The organism is Streptomyces sp. NPDC042371 (assembly GCF_056437465.1).
Window position 1 is genome coordinate 358,268 of sequence record NZ_JBWKAP010000003.1, and the last position, 16,829, is coordinate 375,096.

Sequence of the window (16,829 nt, forward strand, 5' to 3'; positions counted from 1 at the left end):
TCAGGCTCCGTTCTGCAGAAGCGGCGAGAGGCGGGCGAGGCTCGCGAGGACCTCGTCCTTGGAAAGCCCGAAGTCGACGAGGCAGGCCACCTCGTCCACGCCCATGTCGTGGAAACCCTCGAGGGTCGCGCGGGCCTGCTTCGCGTCGCCGATGAGCGAGCTCGACGTGACGTACCGCTGGAAGACCATCTCCAGGAAGTCCGCCCGGTCCCGGTCGAGGGTGCGCAGCGTCTCGGACTTGTCGCGCGACTCGCTCTGGCCGGAGGTCTCGTGCTGCGTCACGAAGGAGCTCAGGTACTCGATCATGGCGGGCCTGACCGTCTCCACGGCCTCGTCCATATCGGCGCCCACATAGGTGTGCAGCATCAGTGACACGACGCCGGTGTCGGGGTCGAGGCCCACCCGGGCCCGCGCCTCGCGGTAGATGTCGATGCGCTTCTTCAGCTCGGGAGGGCCGAAGTTGATGAGGGCGGACAGGACGTTGAAGCCGTTCTCGCCCGCGAACCGCCACGCGTCCTCGCTCTTCGACGAGGTCAGCCAGACCGGCAGCTCCGGCTGCACGGGCCGCGGGAAGGTCAGGATGTCGTGGCTCTCGCCCAGGGCGTCGGTGCGCTGGACGGTGTTCCCGCGCCACAGGTCCTGGAGCTGTTCGCGGGAGCGGTTGAGCACCTGCGCCCGGTCCTGGAACGCGTCGGGGTTGAGGACGAAGTCCCGCGCGTGCCAGCCGGGCGCCACCGCGAGGTCCACGCGCCCGCCGGACAGGTTGTCCACGAGCGCCCACTCCTCGGCGGCGCGCAGGACGTTGTGGAGGGGGAGGTTGATGCTGCCCGCCCGGATCCGTACGTTCTCGGTGATCATCGCGAGGGCGGCGCCGAGGACGGCCGGGTTGGGGTAGGCGCCGCCCGCGTCGGTGAAGTGCCGCTCCGGGGTCCAGACGGCGCCGAACCCGGCGCCGTCGACGTAGCGGGAGACTTCGAGCAGGAGCTCGTAGGGGTCGCTGTCGCCGCTCAGCCCGGAGAAGAAGATGACGCCGAGGTCGGGGAGGGAGGAGGCGTCGGGGGAGGGAGCCCCGGTGGTCCCCGACTTGAGCTTCGCCTTGAGGCTCGCCAGCTGTCCGGCTTCGAGGAAGGAACTGTCAGACATAGGCGGGCTCCTGGAGCAGCAGTGACGTGATGACGTTCGTGGTGGCGGAGACCGAGCTGTTCTCGTAGAAGTCCCGGACGGAGAAGTCCAGTTCGAACGTCTCGCGGAGCTTGTTGATCAGCTGGATGGCCATGAGTGAGTTCCCGCCGAGCTCGAAGAACTCGCGCTCGTGGTCCGCGGCGGAGGCCGAGGCCTGGGTGCCGAGGAAGCTCTCGAAGATCTTCGCGACGATCTGGCGGATCTCCTCCGTGGGCCCGTCGAGGTCGCCGGACCCCTCGTCCGGAGCAGTGGATGCCGCGGCCGCGGGGACAGCAGCCGGTACAGGTGCGGACACCGGTGCGGCCGCCAGGACATCCGCGCCGTCGTCCGAGCCGAAGCCGAGCGTCGGCTCCACCCAGTGGACGTGCCGCTCGAACGCGTACGTGGGCAGGGAGACCATCCGTGCGGCGGTCGCGTACTCCTCGACGGGCACCTCGGGGTCGGCGGCCCAGCCGAGCGCGACGGCGTCCGCGAAGGACTCCTCCTCGTGCTCCAACTCGCCGAGTGTCTGCGCGAGTTCGGGTGTCAGACCGGCCTCCGACGCGAGGTTGGCCCGCACCAGGTTGCTCATCGACCGGCCGGCGCCGATCTCGATGAACCTGCGCACGCCCGCCTCGCGCAGCGTCTCCATCGACTCGGCGAAGTCGACCGTGCGCAGCAGGTGGTCCGCCCAGTAGTGCGGGCTCCTCGCCTCGTACTCCGTGAGGACGCGGCCGGTGATGTTCGAGACCAGCGCGATGCGCGGCGCCCGGAACTCCACGGTGTGCAGGAACGCGCGGAACTCCTCCGCGGCGCCCCGCATGAGCGGCGAGTGGAAGGCGTGCGACGTCGCGAGGCGCTGGTGGCGCACCCCGGCGTCCGCGGCCCGCGCCACCGCCTCCCCGACGGCCTCGTGGGTGCCGGACAGCACGAACTGCGCGGGGGAGTTGGTCGCGGCGACCACCAGGTCCCCGCCGTCCAGCAGGTCTCTGAACTCGTCGAGGCGGTCCACCGCGAGCATCGAGCCGGTCGGGCAACCGCCCATGAGCCGCGCCCGCGTGGCGACGAGCGCCGCCGCCGAACGCAGGTCGAAGACGCCCGCGACCGTCGCCGCGACGACCTCGCCGAGGCTGTGCCCGAGGACGTACCGGGGCCGTACGCCCGAGTCGATGAGCGCGGTCGCGAGCGCGTACTCGACGGCGAACAGGAGCGGCTGCGCCACCGAGGTGTCGATGCCGTCGACCGGCCCTTCGGGGCCGAGGTAGGTGCGCACGTCGAAGTCCGTGTGTTCGTTCACGGCGTCGACGGCCTCGGCGAGACGGCGGGCGAAGTGCTCGTTCTTCGTGGCGAGCGCGGCGCCCATCGCCTGGCGCTGTGTGCCCTGGCCCGCGAAGACGAACGCGATGTCGTTCGTGCCCGCCTCGGCGCCCCGGTGGTAGCGCCCGGCCCGCAGCCGGGTGACCGCCTCGGCCCGGTCGACGGCGGCCAGCGAGGCGCGGTAGGGGTGCAGGGTCCTGCCTTCGCGCAGCGTGTGCGCGTACGCGGCGAGGGAGGCGGCCGGGTCCGTGGCGAGGCGGTCGGCGAGCGCGGCGGCCTGGCCCCGCAGGGCGTCCTCGGAGCGCGCCGAGAAGGTGAGGATGCTCGGTCCCGCGGTGGCCGGGTCGTCGGCGGGCTCCTCGGCGGGCGTCGGCGCGAAGCTCTTGAGGATGACGTGGCCGTTCGTACCGCCCATGCCGAAGGCGCTCACACCGGCCCAGTTCTCGGCGTCGCGGTCGAGCGACAGGCCTTCGGTGGTGACAAAGTAGCGTGAGTCGTCCAGTTCGAGGGCGGGGTTGACCTCGTCGACGTTCACCGTCGGCGGCACGTAGCCGTGCTTCAGGACCAGGGCGGTCTTGATCAGGCCGATGATGCCCGCGGCGATGTTGAGGTGCCCGAAGTTGCCCTTGAGCGAGCCGATGCCGCAGGGGTCGCCGTCGAGGCCGTACGCCTGCTTGATCGCCTCGATCTCGATGGGGTCGCCGAGCGCGGTCCCCGTGCCGTGCGCCTCGATGTACGTGATGTCCGTCTGCTTGGCGCCCGAGATCTGCAGGGCGTCGCTCAACACGTCGACCTGGCCGGACACGCTGGGAGCGGTGAAACTCACCTTCTCCGCGCCGTCGTTGTTCACCGCGGACGCGGCGATCACGGCGTGCACCTCGTCGCCGTCGGCCACCGCGTCGCGCAGCCGCTTCAGGAGGACGAGCCCGATGCCGTTGGTGAAGACCGTGCCGTTGGCGCCGGAGTCGAACGGGCGGCAGACGCCGTCCGGCGAGAGCACGCCGCCCACCTGGTACCGGTATCCGGCGTGCTGCGGCAGCCGCACGTGCACGGCGCCCGCGATGGCCGCGTCGCACTCGTTCAGGAGCAGGCTCTGCACGGCGGAGTGGACGGCCACCAGACCGGTGGAGCACGCGGTCTGGACGTTGACGCTGGGGCCGCGCAGATTCAGCTTGTACGAGGTCCGCGTGGCGAGGAAGTCCTTGTCGTTGCCGTGCCTGATGACCATCTCACCGAGCGACTCGACCAGATCGCGGCGGCGCAGGGCGCCGAAGAGGTAGGTGCTCATCCCCGAGCCGGCGAAGACGCCGATGCGCTGCTGGGTGCGGTGCGGGTCGATGTTGGCGCGCTCCAGGAGCGACACCGACGACTCCAGCATCAGGCGCTGCTGGACATCGAGGATGTCCGCCTCGCGCGGGGAGTAGCCGAAGTACGTGGAGTCGAACTCGGCGACGCCGTCGAGGACCCCGGCCCGCTTCACATAGTCCGCGCGCGACCGCCGCCCCTCCGGCACACCGGCCGCGGCGACCTCCTCGTCCGTGAGGTCCCGGACGGCGCTCTCGCCGTCCACCAGCTTCCGCCAGAACTCGTCGACGTCGTCGGCCTGCGGCAGGCGGCACTCCATCGACACGATGGCGATCAGCTCGTCGTCACTTTCCATGTTCATCCTTGGTCCGGTGCGGGAGTGGGTTGCTGGCGGCCACGGGCGCGCCGGGTCGAGAGCACGCGGCCGCGCGCGGCACGGCCCGAGGCCGTCGAGGCGTCCGGCGCGGGGTCGCGGGGCGCCTGCGTCACGGTCGTGAGGAAGCGCCGCTGCGCGTTGAAGGAGGCGTGCTCGAAGAGGCGTACGAGGGGGAAGCGGACGCCGAACTCGCGCTGGAGCTCGGCGTGGAGCACCACGATGGTCAGCGAAGTCCCGCCCACGTCGAAGAAGTTGGCCTCGCGGTCGGTCAGGGACCCCGCCCCGCCGCCCGCCACGTCGAGCCAGATGCGTTCGAGCCGCTCGGCCACCGGCCGACCCGTCTCGGCCGCCGCCGCGGCCCGCTCGGCCTCGGCGCGCCGGGCCCGCTCCTCGACGTGGAGCCGGGCGACCTCGGAGAGCGCCTTGCGGTCCACCTTGCCGTTGGGGAGCTTCGGCAGCTCGGGCAGGAAGAGGAAGGCGGACGGGAGCATGACGCTCAGCAGGCGGCTGCCCACGTAGTCGCGCAGCTCCCGTTCGGCCGTCGCGTCGCCCTCGACGACCGCGATGATGACCTTGGTGAAGCGGTCCTCCTGGGCGCAGACGAAGACGTCGCGGACGCTCGGGTGGGACTGGATCGCGGAGCGGACCTCCTGCAGTTCGATCCGGACACCCGCGATCTTGATCTGGTCGTCCGCCCGGCCGAGGATCTCCAGGCCGCCGTCGGGGCTGCGGCGTCCGAGGTCGCCCGTCGGGTACGCGACGACGCGCTCCTCGCCGATGGTGACCTCGACGAAAGGCGAGACCATCCGGCCGTCGACCAGATAGCCGTGCGAGGGATGGTCGGCCGCGATGTGGATCTCACCGGCGGTGCCGTCCGGGCACAACTTCCCGTTCTCGTCCAGGACATGGGACCGCGCATGGGGAAGGCTCCGGCCCACTGGCTGGATTCCTGCGGCCGGATTCCGGGGGACGCGGTAGAAGTGCTGGGCCAGCGTCGTCTCGGTGGGCCCGTAGAGGTTCACGACCTGGCAGTCGGGAAAGAGCTCCTGCCACGCGCCGACAAGGGCGCCGTCCAGCGGTTCGCCCGCGAAGAAGGAGAGGCGGACGCTGGATATCGGCTCGCTCGGCGCGGCGCCGGACAGCCACACCTTGGCGAGCGAGGGCACGAGATGGAAACCCGTGATCTCGTTGCTCCGCAGGAATTCGAGGACTCCGTCGGCGTCGAGGTGCCGCTCGTCGGGAACGCAGAGCGTGGCCCCGGAAAGCAGGGGCGTCAGGGCGTCCCTGAACCAGACGTCGAAGGAGAGATTGGTGAGGTGCGCGAACCGGTCGTGCGGGCCGATGCCGAATTCGTCCGACTGCCACTCCAGGAACCGGGACAGGCCGGTGTGGCTGCCGACGATCGCCTTGGGCTGCCCGGTGGAACCCGAAGTGAAGGCGATATAGGCGTAGTCCTCGTTGTCGAGGACCGCGGCCGCGGCGCCTTCCTCTCCCGGCACGGCGGGCCGCAGAGCGATCCGGTGACCGTCCGCGCAGTCGACGGTCGCCCGCGCCGGACCGGAGCCCAGCATCGTCTCGCGCCGCACCTCCGGCAGCGCCTCGTCCACGAGCATGACGATCGCCCCGGACATCCACACGCCGAGGACGGCCACGACCGCCGACGCGCCGCGTCTGCCGAGGATGCCGACGACGTCACCGCCGCCGACGCCCTGCGCCCGCAGGCCGACCGCCACCTTCTGGGCGCGTGAAAGCAGCTCGGAATACGACATCGAATCGGTGGGGGAAGTGATTGCGGTCGCGTCGGAGAATTTCTCGCACGCCCGCTTCAAAAGGGTGTCGACCGCCTGCACGGATAACTCTCCATGGGGGTGGGAATTTGGCACGAAACGGAAGAGGAAAGGCTCTCCGTGGCATCTGGCGCCGATGCTTCCAGCCGAAATCGATCACCGTCAAGCGGCAAATATCTGCCGCTCGAAGGCACAACCGGCAAATATTTGCCGGTTGTTGGGCGGGACCCGCTGCCGCGCCCGCGCATCGATGAACCCGCAGGCACAGGTGCCGGAGATCACACTGTGTACTCCTTGAGTGACGGTAGTATGCGGGCTGAGCCGCGATGATCTTGTGCTGGCGGGCCGGTTTCCTATTTCGTGCCCATGTATGACGCAACTGAGAGGTATTCCAGGTGGTGCACCACACCGCGAGGCTCCCGGACTTGTTGCGTGCCTGGCGGGTCACCGCGGGAAAGAAATTGCAGCGCGGCAAGCCGCTGCCCCAGAAAGAAGTCGCCGAGCGCATGGAAGTGAGCGAGCGCTGGTACCGCAATCTGGAGAGCGATGCCGGTGTACCTCTCACGCCCGACGCACTGACGCGGCTCTCCGCCGCGCTCGCGCTCGGTCCCGACGAGCGCCTGGCCCTGTACGGAAACGTGCACGCGCACGCCGACCCGGCGACGCCCGGCGTCGGCCCCGGCGACGGCACGGAACCCCGGTGCGCGCTCGCCGAACTGCTCGCCACCCAGGAGCAGTTCCCCGCCTACCTCGTCGACCAGTCCTGGGACATCCTCGACCACACGGGGACCATGGCCACCTGGTTCCCCTGGGTCCTCGAACCCGGCGCCAATCTCCTGCGCTGGGTCCTCACCTCCGCGCAGGCGCGCGAGCAGCTCACCGAGTGGCCCGCGCACGCCGCCGTCTATCTGGCCCAGCTACGCTTCGCCCTGGTGACGAGCCGGGGCGAGGGCCCGCTGGCCGCGCTCCTCGACGAAGTGCTCGACGACCACGAGTGCCGGAGCCTGTGGGGCCAGGATCTCAACGTCATCGCCTACCGGCAGGGGCACCGCTTCAGGCTGCGCCTCCCGCACGTCTCGGCGGAGGAGATCACCGTCACCTCACAGGTACTGCTTCCCGCGTACCGTCAGGAGATCCGTTACGTACTGCTCCTGCCGTCGGACACCTCGGCACGGCAGGACGGAACCCGAGTACAGCCCCAATCCCGGGCCCAAGCCCTGTGATTTCCAGGAGGACGCGATCGTGAGCCGGCAGGTGGGAACAACAGTGGTGGACGGCGATTCCGGGCAGCGGAACAAGATCGGTGGCCGCGTGCTCGCCGCCGCCTCCGTCACGGTGGTGCTCTGGGCGTCGTCGTTCATCTCGATCCGCAGCTCGGGCGAGCACTTCGGACCGGGCGCGCTCGCCTTCGGCAGGCTGGCGGTGGCGTCCCTCGTCCTGGTCGCCATCCTGCTGGTCAGGCGCGGCGGATTCCCGCCCCGTGAGGCGTGGCTCGGCATCGGCGCCTCGGGAGCCCTGTGGTTCGGCGCGTACATGGTCGCGCTGAACTGGGGCGAGCGGGAAGTGGACGCCGGTACGGCCTCCATGATCGTCAACGTCGGGCCGATCCTGATGGCGCTCCTCGGCGGCTGGCTGCTCAAGGAGGGCTTCCCGCCCAAGCTGATGGCGGGCATGGCGGTGTCCTTCGCCGGAGCCGTGGTCGTCGGGTTCGCCACGTCCGGCGGGGGCGGCTCCTCCCTCCTCGGCGTGCTGCTGTGCCTGGTCGCCGCGGTGGTGTACGCGGTCGGCGTGGTGCTGCAGAAGCCGACGCTGAAGCACGCCACACCCCTTCAGGTGACGACGTTCGGTGCGCTCACCGGAGCTGTGGTGTGTTCGCCGTTCGCCGGACAGTTCGTGTCGGAGGTGGGTAAGGCCCCGGCTTCGGCGACGGCTCAGGTGGTGTACCTGGGTGTGTTCCCGACCGCCCTCGCGTTCAGTACTTGGGCCTATGCGATATCCCGCAGCACCGCCGGAAAGATGGGTTCGACCACATACGCGGTGCCGGTGATCGTCATCCTCATGTCGTGGCTGTTCCTCGGCGAGGTCCCCGGCTGGCTCGCGCTCCTCGGCGGTCTCCTCTGCTTGTCCGGCGTCGCGGTGTCACGCATGAGGGGGAAGGTGCGCGAGCAGGCCCCCGTGGACCCGGTGGCGGGGCCCGTCACCGCGGAGGCCGAGGCGTCGGCGGAGTCCGCTCGGTAGAGGTCCCAGTTTCCCTCAACGACTTGACTGCGGCAGCTCCTTCAGCGGAGTTTGGAGTTCACAACTTGTACATGGCCCGGTACCCGTTTCAGAGGCCGGCGTCACGGGGGGCCACGGGCCGCCCGAATGAGGGCAAAGGGTGAGAGTCAATGGAGACTCCGGGGTCGCAGTCGTCTCTGCACCGGGCCAATCTCGAGCGGGTCGTACGCGCCGTGCGCCTCGCCGGGTCGCTCACGCAGGCGGAGATCGCGAGGACGACGGGCCTGTCGGCCGCGACGGTCTCCAACATCGTCCGGGAGCTCAAGGACGGCGGGACGGTCGAGGTCACGCCCACCTCGGCGGGCGGCAGGCGGGCCCGCAGCGTCTCCCTGAGCGGTGACGCGGGCATCGTCATCGGCGTCGACTTCGGCCACACGCACCTGCGCGTGGCGGTCGGCAACCTCGCCCACCAGGTGCTCGCCGAGGAGTCCGAGCCGCTGGACGTGGACGCGTCCGCCGCACAGGGCTTCGACCGGGCGGAACAGCTGGTCAGCAGGTTGATCGCGGCCACCGGAGTGGACCGTACGAAGATCGCCGGAGTCGGGCTCGGCGTGCCGGGCCCCATCGACGTGGAGTCCGGCACCCTCGGCTCCACCTCGATCCTGCCGGGCTGGACAGGCACCAAGCCCGCCGAGGAGCTGGGCGGCCGCCTCGGGGTGCCCGTGCACGTCGACAACGACGCCAACCTGGGCGCGCTCGGCGAGCTGGTCTGGGGCAGCGGCCGGGGCGTCAAGGACCTCGCGTACATCAAGGTCGCCAGCGGTGTCGGGGCGGGCCTCGTGATCAGCGGGCGGATCTACCGCGGGCCCGGCGGCACCGCGGGGGAGATCGGGCACATCACGCTCGACGAGTCGGGCCCGGTCTGCCGCTGCGGCAACCGCGGCTGCCTGGAGACCTTCACCGCCGCCCGTTATGTCCTGCCGCTGCTCACCTCGAGCCACGGCACCGACCTGACCATGGAGCGCGTGGTCGGCCTCGCGCGCGAGGGGGACCCGGGGTGCCGACGCGTGATCGCCGACGTCGGGCGGCACATCGGCAGTGGCGTCGCGAATCTCTGCAACCTCCTCAACCCCTCCCGTGTCGTGCTCGGCGGTGACCTCGCGGAGGCCGGGGAGCTGGTGCTCGGGCCGATCAGGGAGTCGGTCGGGCGGTATGCGATCCCGAGCGCCGCGCGCCAACTGTCCGTGCTGCCCGGGGCACTTGGCGGGCGCGCCGAAGTGCTCGGCGCACTGGCCCTCGCACTGAGCGAGATGGGCGATTCGACCCTTTTGGATGGAACGATGGCTGCGAGCGCACCTGCCTTCACTTAGATAACGCATGGCACCGTTGTCATCTCGTTAAGGATTTACTCCTTGACGCTGGTGTGGCGGCCGAGTTGACTTCGAGCCACCTCGGCCGCAACGACGCGGCCTCGTCAGGGAGGCACCCCACCATGAACGCATTGACGCGTCGCGTCGTCATAGGCACGGCCGCGGTTTCGATGGCACTCGCCATGACCGCTTGCGGCAAGGCAGGCGACGACGACGACAAGGGCAGCGGCGACAACAAGACCATCGGTCTGCTGCTCCCCGAGAACAAGACCACGCGCTACGAGACCTTCGACCGCCCCTTCATGGAGGCGAAGATCAAGGACCTCTGCTCGGACTGCAAGGTCAAGTACAACAACGCGGCCCAGGACATCGAGACCCAGAAGAAGCAGTTCGACGCCCTCGTCACCCAGGGCGTCAAGGTCATCATCCTGGACGCGGTCGACTTCAAGTCGACCAAGTCGTGGGTCAAGCAGGCCGACAAGCAGGGCGTGAAGGTCGTCGCGTACGACCGCCTCGCCGAGGGCCCGCTCGCCGCCTACGTCTCGTACGACAACGAGAAGATCGGCCGCCTGCAGGGCGGTGCGATGGTCAAGGCGCTCGGCTCGGACGCCAAGAACGCCAACGTCGTCATGATCAACGGCTCTCCGACCGACCCGAACGCCCCCTTCTTCAAGAAGGGCGCCCACTCGGTGCTCGACAAGAAGGTCAAGAAGATCGCCTACGAGCAGGACATCCCGGACTGGTCGCCGGACGAGGCGAACCGCAAGATGGCCTCCGCGATCGACAAGCTCGGCAAGGACGGCATCCAGGGCGTCTACGCGGCCAACGACGGCATGGCGGGCGGCGTGATCACCGCCCTCAAGCAGCGCGGCATCAAGGTCCCCGTCGGCGGCCAGGACGCCGAACTCGCGGGCATCCAGCGCATGCTGAGCGGCGACCAGGACTACACGATCTACAAGCAGATCAAGCCGGAGGCCGAGACCACCGCCGAGATCGCCGTCCGCCTGCTGCAGGGCAAGGACATCGACGCGATCACCGACCGCAAGGTCGACTCGCTCAGCGGTGACGTCAAGGGCATCCCGGCCAAGCTCTACGACGCGCAGGCGATCACCAAGGACGAGGTCGCGGACACGATCGTCAAGGACAAGGTCTACAAGGTCAGCGAGATCTGCACCGCCCAGTACAAGAAGGCGTGCGACGCCGCGGGTATCAAGTAACCCCCGCTTGCGGTAAATCCGCCTCTACGAGACGAGGCCCGCGGACGCGCGAGAGCGCTCCCCGGCCCCCGTACGTGACGGCTTCCAGTACCGGCCCGGTGCCCGCCCCATCACACCGCCCCGCAAACGGGGGGCGGGCACCGGACCTGCCCTTGCTGCACCACCATTCCCCGCCGGTCAGGCGGCGAAGGAGATGATTCACGTGTCCGCTACGCCCGTGCTGGCGTTGCGCGGGGTCTCCAAGCGGTTCGGCGCCGTCCAGGCGCTCACGGACGTAGACCTCGAGATCCACACCGGTGAGGTGGTCGCCCTGGTCGGCGACAACGGCGCCGGCAAGTCCACTCTCGTCAAGACGATCTCGGGCGTTCACCCGATCGACGACGGGACCATCGAGTGGGAGGGCAAGGGGGTCCGCATCGGACGCCCGCACGACGCCCAGAACCTCGGCGTGGCCACCGTCTACCAGGACCTGGCGCTCTGCGACAACCTCGACGTCGTGGCCAACCTGTTCCTCGGCAGCGAGCTGAAGACGGCCTCCGTCCTCGACGAGATCAAGATGGAGAAGCGGGCCAAGCAGCTCCTCGACACCCTCTCCATCCGCATCCCCAGCGTCCGCATCCCGGTCGCGGCGCTCTCCGGCGGTCAGCGCCAGGTCGTCGCCATCGCCCGTGCGCTGGTCGGCGACCCCAAGGTCGTCATCCTCGACGAGCCGACCGCGGCCCTCGGCGTCGAGCAGACCGCCCAGGTCCTCGACCTGGTCGAGCGGCTGCGCGAGCGCGGCCACGGAGTCATCCTCATCAGCCACAACATGGCCGATGTGAAGGCCGTCGCCGACCGGGTCGCGGTGCTGCGTCTCGGCCGCAACAACGGCACCTTCAGTGTCGCCGACACCACCAACGAAGAGATCATTGCCGCCATCACCGGCGCCACGGACAACGCCGTGACCCGCCGCAGGGCGCGCACGGCCACGGCGACGAAGGAGGACGCAAAGTGAGCGACCTCGCCAAGACCCCCAAGGCACCTTCCGACGCGCCGCCCGAGGCCCAGCCCTCGGCCGCGCCGGTCGCCGCGGTCGACCCCCGCCTGCTCGTCCGCGAGGAGGGCCTGGCCGGTTACTGGACCGAGTTCAAGCGGAAGATGCGCGGCGGTGAGCTCGGCTCGCTGCCCGTCGTCGTCGGTCTGATCGCCATCGCGATCATCTTCCAGATGAAGAACGAGCACTTCCTGGACGCGAGCAGCCTCGCGAACATCGCCGTCTTCACCTCCGGCCTCGGCATCATGGCCGTCGGCATCGTCTTCGTCCTGCTGCTCGGCGAGATCGACCTCTCGGTCGGCTCGGTGGCGGGCATGGGCGCGGCGGTGTGGGCCGTGCTGAGCGTCACACACGAGCTGAACGACTGGCTGTCGGTCTTCATCGCCATCGCGTCCGGCCTGGTCATCGGCTGCCTCCACGGATTCTTTTTCGCCAAGATCGGCGTGCCCGCGTTCGTGGTCACCCTCGCGGGCTTCCTCGGCTGGAGCGGTCTGCAGATCTGGCTGATGGGCGGCGAGGGCAGCATCAACACGCCCGAGGGCAGCGTCGTCGAGGACCTGACCGGGCACTTCTTCGCGGAGAAGGGCGCCGCCTACGGCCTCGCGGCCGTCGCGATCATCGCGTACGCGGGCTCCCTGCTCCTCGACAGCAAGCGCCGCAAGGCCGCCGACCTCCCGTCGCGGCCGGTCAGCGAGATCGTCCTGCGCACGGTCGTCGTGGCCGTCCTGGCGGGCGGCGCGGCGTACGAGCTGAACGAGCCGCAGGGCGCCCGCGGCCTCCCGCTGGCCCTGGTGCTCTTCCTGGCCGTCCTGGTGATCGCGGACTTCGTGGCCCGGCGCACCACCTTCGGCCGCCAGGTCTTCGCGGTCGGCGGCAACGCGGAAGCCGCGCGGCGCGCGGGCATCAACGTCGACCGGATCCGGATCATCGTCTTCGGCATCTCCGGCATGCTCGCCGCCTTCGGCGGCCTCTTCATCGCCAGCCTCTCGGGCGGCGCCACGAAGAGCCTGGGCGGCGGCAACACGCTGATGATGGTGATCGCGGCGGCGGTCATCGGCGGCACGAGCCTCTTCGGCGGCCGCGGCAAGGTGTGGTCCGCGCTGCTCGGCATGCTGGTGATCCAGTCGATCCAGCAGGGCCTGAACATGCTCGGCATGGCGAGCGAGATCCAGTTCATGATCACCGGGGCGGTCCTCCTGGCCGCGGTGGTGATCGACTCCGTCTCCCGTCGCACCCAGAAGTCCGCAGGTCGCGCCTGAGTCAGCCACCCACCCCAGACGCACCGCCACGGGAACGTTTGTCCCGTGGCGGTGCGTCTGTTCGTGTGACCGGGAAAACGCCTCCCGGACGCGTGCGTCAGTGGCGGAACATTAGACTCGACAGACCCGGCAACGCTCGAACAGCACATCTCAGCTCTACTGCAAGGAGGCACGGGTGCCGCTGCTGACCCGCATCACGGGACCGCGCGATCTGGACCGTCTCAGCCCGGAGGAGCTGAACCAGCTGGCCGGAGAGATCCGCAGCTTCCTCGTCGACGCTGTCGCCAAGACCGGCGGCCACCTCGGGCCGAACCTCGGCGTGGTCGAGCTCACCATCGCCCTGCACCGCGTCTTCGAGTCCCCGCAGGACAAGGTTCTCTTCGACACCGGTCACCAGAGCTACGTGCACAAGCTGCTCACCGGCCGCCAGGACTTCGGCAAGCTCCGCACCAAGGGCGGCCTCTCCGGCTACCCCTCGCGCGCCGAGTCCGACCACGACGTGATCGAGAACAGCCACGCCTCCACCGTCCTCGGCTGGGCCGACGGCCTCGCCAAGGCCAACGAGGTCCGCGGCAAGGACGACCACGTCGTCGCCGTCATCGGTGACGGCGCGCTCACCGGCGGCATGGCCTGGGAGGCGCTGAACAACATCGCGGCCGCCAAGGACCGCCCCCTGGTCATCGTCGTCAACGACAACGAGCGGTCGTACGCCCCGACGATCGGTGGCCTGGCCAACCATCTGGCCACGCTGCGCACCACCGACGGCTACGAGCGGTTCCTGGCCCGTGGGAAGGACTTCCTGGAGCGCACGCCCGTCGTGGGCAGGCCGCTCTACGAGACCCTGCACGGCGCCAAGAAGGGCCTGAAGGACTTCATCGCCCCGCAGGGCATGTTCGAGGACCTCGGCCTGAAGTACGTCGGCCCGATCGACGGCCACGACATCGAGGCCCTGGAGTCCGCCCTGCAGCGCGCCAAGCGCTTCGGCGGCCCGGTCATCGTGCACTGCCTCACCGAGAAGGGCCGCGGCTACCAGCCCGCCGAGCAGGACGAGGCCGACCACTTCCACGGCATCGGCCCCATCCACCCCGACACGGGCCTGCCCATCGCCGCCTCCGGCATGGACTGGACGTCCGTCTTCGGCGAGGAGATGGTCAAGCTCGGCCGGGAGCGCGAGGACATCGTCGCGATCACCGCCGCCATGCTGCAGCCCGTCGGCCTGAAGAAGTTCGCCGAGGAGTTCCCTGACCGGGTCTACGACGTGGGCATCGCCGAGCAGCACGCGGCCGTCTCCGCCGCGGGCCTGGCCAGCGGCGGCCTGCACCCCGTCTTCGCGGTGTACGCGACGTTCCTCAACCGCGCCTTCGACCAGCTCCTGATGGACGTGGCCCTGCACAAGTGCGGCGTCACCTTCGTCCTGGACCGGGCCGGTGTCACCGGCACGGACGGCGCCTCGCACAACGGCATGTGGGACATGTCGATCCTGCAGTGCGTGCCGACGCTGCGGATCGCCGCGCCGCGCGACGCCGACCAGGTCCGTCTCCAGCTGCGCGAGGCCGTCGAGGTCGACGACGCCCCGACCGTGGTGCGCTACTCCAAGGGCGCGGTCGGCCCGGCGGTCAAGGCCGTCGGCAAGGTCGGCGGCATGGACGTGCTGCGGAACGCGGGCACGAAGAAGCCGGACGTCCTGCTCGTCTCCGTCGGCGCGCTCGCGCCCATGTGCCTGGAGATCGCCGAACTGCTGAACAAGCAGGGCATCACCACGACCGTGATCGACCCGCGCTGGGTCAAGCCGGTCGACGAGGCCATGGCGCCGCTCGCCGAGCAGCACCGCGTCGTCGTCACCGTCGAGGACAACTCCCGCGCGGGCGGTGTCGGGTCGGCGATCGCGCAGGCCCTGCGCGACGCGGGCGTCGATGTGCCGCTGCGCGACTTCGGCATCCCGCCGCGCTTCCTCGACCACGCCTCGCGCAAGGAGATCATGGCCGAGATCGGCCTGACTGCCCCTGACATCTCCCGTCAGGTGACGGGCCTGGTCGCCAAGCTCGACGGCAGGTACGAGCGGCACGACAGGAATGCCGCCTCCGCGGTGGACTCCGTGGAGCCCGCCCGCGACTGACGTCAACACGCACCGCCGATGGGCCGGTCCCCCCACCCTGTACGGGTGGTGGAACCGGCCCATTCGCGTGAATGGGCCCGTCCCGGGGCTTACGGGGTACTCGGCCTCTCGATCATGTCGGGGACGACAAGCGTGGGAGGTACGCCCGTGAGCAGCACCCTCTTCAGGACGAAGAGCGTCGAGCAGTCCATCAAGGACACCGAGGAACCGGAGCACGCGCTCAAAAAGTCGCTGTCCGCCCTCGACCTCACGGTCTTCGGCGTCGGCGTCATCATCGGCACCGGCATCTTCGTGCTGACCGGAAAGATCGCCAAGGAGACGGCGGGGCCCTCGGTCGCCCTCGCCTTCGTCGTCGCCGGGCTCGTCTGCGCCCTTGCGGCACTCTGTTACGCCGAGTTCGCCTCGACCGTGCCGGTCGCCGGATCCGCGTACACCTTCTCGTACGCCTCACTCGGCGAATTCCCGGCCTGGATCATCGGCTGGGACCTCATCCTGGAGCTGGCGCTCGGCTGCGCGGTGGTCGCGGTCGGCTGGTCGGGCTATCTGCGCTCGCTCCTGGACACCGCCGGGATGCACCTGCCGCAGGCGCTGAGCGGCACGCACGAGGGACAGTTCGGCTTCGACCTGCTGGCCAGCGTCCTCGTGCTGGTCCTCACCGCCATCCTGGTCGCCGGGATGAAGCTCTCCTCGCGGGTCACCAACGTCATCGTCGCCGTCAAGGTCACCGTGGTGCTGCTGGTCATCATCGTCGGGGCCTTCCTCATCACGGGCGCCAACTACGACCCGTTCATCCCGCCGTCCGAGCCCGCCGAGGGCGGCGGCGGCATCACCGCGCCGCTGGTGCAGCTGATCTTCGGCTTCACGCCCTCGCACTTCGGCGTGATGGGCATCTTCACCGCGGCGGCCGTCGTCTTCTTCGCCTTCATCGGCTTCGACATCGTCGCGACCGCCGCCGAGGAGACCCACAACCCGCAGCGCGACGTGCCCCGCGGCATCCTCGGCTCGCTGCTCATCTGCACGATCCTGTACGTCGCGGTCTCCGTCGTCGTCACCGGCATGCAGAAGTACACCGAGCTCTCCACGGACGCACCGCTCGCGGACGCCTTCAAGGCCGTCGGGCACCCGTTCTGGTCGGGCGTGATCAGTTTCGGGGCGGCCGTCGGACTCACCTCCGTCTGCATGATCCTGCTGCTCGGCCAGACCCGCGTGTTCTTCGCGATGAGCCGCGACGGACTGCTGCCGCAGACGTTCTCCAAGGTCCACCCGCAGTTCGGCACCCCGTACCGCTCCACGATCCTGCTCGGTGTGATCGTGGCGGTCGTCGCGGGCTTCACCTCCATCGACGAGCTCGCCGAACTGGTCAACATCGGCACGCTGTTCGCCTTCGTCGTGGTCGCCCTCGGCGTCATCCTGCTCCGCAGGCAGCGCCCCGACCTGCCGCGCGCCTTCCGCACCCCGCTGGTGCCCTACGTGCCGATCCTGTCGGTCCTCGCGTCGTTCTGGCTGATGCTGAACCTGCCCGCGGAGACCTGGCTGCGGTTCGGCGTCTGGATGGTGCTCGGCGTCGTCATCTACTTCGTGTACGGGCGCTCGCACAGCCGCCTGCATCTGCGCGACCCGCACGCCGACGACGCACGGTAGTCGCCTGCTCTTCCGTGAGCCTTCTTGTCC

Annotated in this window: 11 protein-coding genes; 8 read left to right on the forward strand and 3 right to left on the reverse strand. The window is 69.6% G+C overall.

Annotated features, from left to right (window positions below; all coding sequences use genetic code 11):
- From AC068B_RS11160 to AC068B_RS11170, 3 genes are read right to left on the reverse strand one after another with little or no spacing between them, the layout of a single operon-like run.
- Entirely contained in the window at positions 1-1,143 is a 1,143-nt protein-coding gene (locus tag AC068B_RS11160; RefSeq protein WP_478670696.1) for a MupA/Atu3671 family FMN-dependent luciferase-like monooxygenase, read from the reverse strand.
- Entirely contained in the window at positions 1,136-4,138 is a 3,003-nt protein-coding gene (locus tag AC068B_RS11165) for a beta-ketoacyl synthase N-terminal-like domain-containing protein (RefSeq protein WP_478670698.1), read from the reverse strand. Before AC068B_RS11165 ends, AC068B_RS11160 begins: the two co-directional genes overlap by 8 nt.
- Before the next feature lie 2 nt (positions 4,139-4,140).
- Positions 4,141-6,042, reverse strand: a complete 1,902-nt coding sequence (locus tag AC068B_RS11170; protein ID WP_478670699.1) for a non-ribosomal peptide synthetase — start codon at positions 6,040-6,042, stop codon at positions 4,141-4,143.
- A gap of 299 nt (positions 6,043-6,341) precedes the next feature.
- On the opposite strand from AC068B_RS11170, the gene AC068B_RS11175 reads away from it, so the two are divergent.
- The 8 genes from AC068B_RS11175 to AC068B_RS11210 all read left to right on the forward strand — a co-directional run bounded on the left by AC068B_RS11175 (position 6,342) and on the right by AC068B_RS11210 (position 16,799).
- The gene (locus tag AC068B_RS11175; RefSeq protein WP_478670700.1) at positions 6,342-7,169 is read left to right on the forward strand and encodes a helix-turn-helix domain-containing protein; all 828 of its coding nucleotides are present in this window, start codon (positions 6,342-6,344) and stop codon (positions 7,167-7,169) included.
- A gap of 76 nt (positions 7,170-7,245) precedes the next feature.
- Complete coding sequence (locus AC068B_RS11180; RefSeq protein WP_478671266.1) at positions 7,246-8,184, forward strand: DMT family transporter; 939 nt, start codon at positions 7,246-7,248, stop codon at positions 8,182-8,184.
- Positions 8,185-8,333: 149 nt separating this feature from the next.
- Positions 8,334-9,533: an ROK family transcriptional regulator gene (locus tag AC068B_RS11185; RefSeq protein WP_478670702.1), complete on the forward strand. Its 1,200-nt coding sequence runs from the start codon at positions 8,334-8,336 to the stop codon at positions 9,531-9,533.
- 122 nt (positions 9,534-9,655) lie between these two features.
- Complete coding sequence (locus AC068B_RS11190; RefSeq protein WP_478670703.1) at positions 9,656-10,750, forward strand: substrate-binding domain-containing protein; 1,095 nt, start codon at positions 9,656-9,658, stop codon at positions 10,748-10,750.
- Between the two features lie 193 nt (positions 10,751-10,943).
- On the forward strand, positions 10,944-11,744 hold the full coding sequence (locus AC068B_RS11195; RefSeq protein ID WP_356249538.1) for an ATP-binding cassette domain-containing protein: 801 nt from the start codon (positions 10,944-10,946) through the stop codon (positions 11,742-11,744).
- A complete protein-coding gene (locus AC068B_RS11200; RefSeq protein WP_356249536.1) occupies positions 11,741-13,042 on the forward strand; it encodes a sugar ABC transporter permease in 1,302 nt (433 codons plus the stop codon). Before AC068B_RS11195 ends, AC068B_RS11200 begins: the two co-directional genes overlap by 4 nt.
- Before the next feature lie 175 nt (positions 13,043-13,217).
- The gene (gene dxs / locus AC068B_RS11205; protein WP_478670706.1) at positions 13,218-15,158 is read left to right on the forward strand and encodes a 1-deoxy-D-xylulose-5-phosphate synthase; all 1,941 of its coding nucleotides are present in this window, start codon (positions 13,218-13,220) and stop codon (positions 15,156-15,158) included.
- A 114-nt stretch (positions 15,159-15,272) separates the two neighbouring features.
- Positions 15,273-16,799 carry an amino acid permease gene (locus AC068B_RS11210; protein ID WP_478670707.1) on the forward strand — a complete coding sequence of 509 codons (1,527 nt, stop codon included), beginning with the start codon at positions 15,273-15,275 and terminating at the stop codon, positions 16,797-16,799.
- Positions 16,800-16,829: the final 30 nt, after the last annotated feature.

Coding starts and splice junctions, on each gene's coding strand:
- AC068B_RS11160 (WP_478670696.1), bottom strand. CDS start 1,143: ATGTCTGACAGTTCCTTCCTCGAAGCCGGACAGCTGGCGAGCCTCAAG.
- AC068B_RS11165 (WP_478670698.1), bottom strand. CDS start 4,138: ATGGAAAGTGACGACGAGCTGATCGCCATCGTGTCGATGGAGTGCCGC.
- AC068B_RS11185 (WP_478670702.1), top strand. CDS start 8,334: ATGGAGACTCCGGGGTCGCAGTCGTCTCTGCACCGGGCCAATCTCGAG.
- AC068B_RS11190 (WP_478670703.1), top strand. CDS start 9,656: ATGAACGCATTGACGCGTCGCGTCGTCATAGGCACGGCCGCGGTTTCG.
- AC068B_RS11195 (WP_356249538.1), top strand. CDS start 10,944: ATGATTCACGTGTCCGCTACGCCCGTGCTGGCGTTGCGCGGGGTCTCC.
- AC068B_RS11210 (WP_478670707.1), top strand. CDS start 15,273: ATGTCGGGGACGACAAGCGTGGGAGGTACGCCCGTGAGCAGCACCCTC.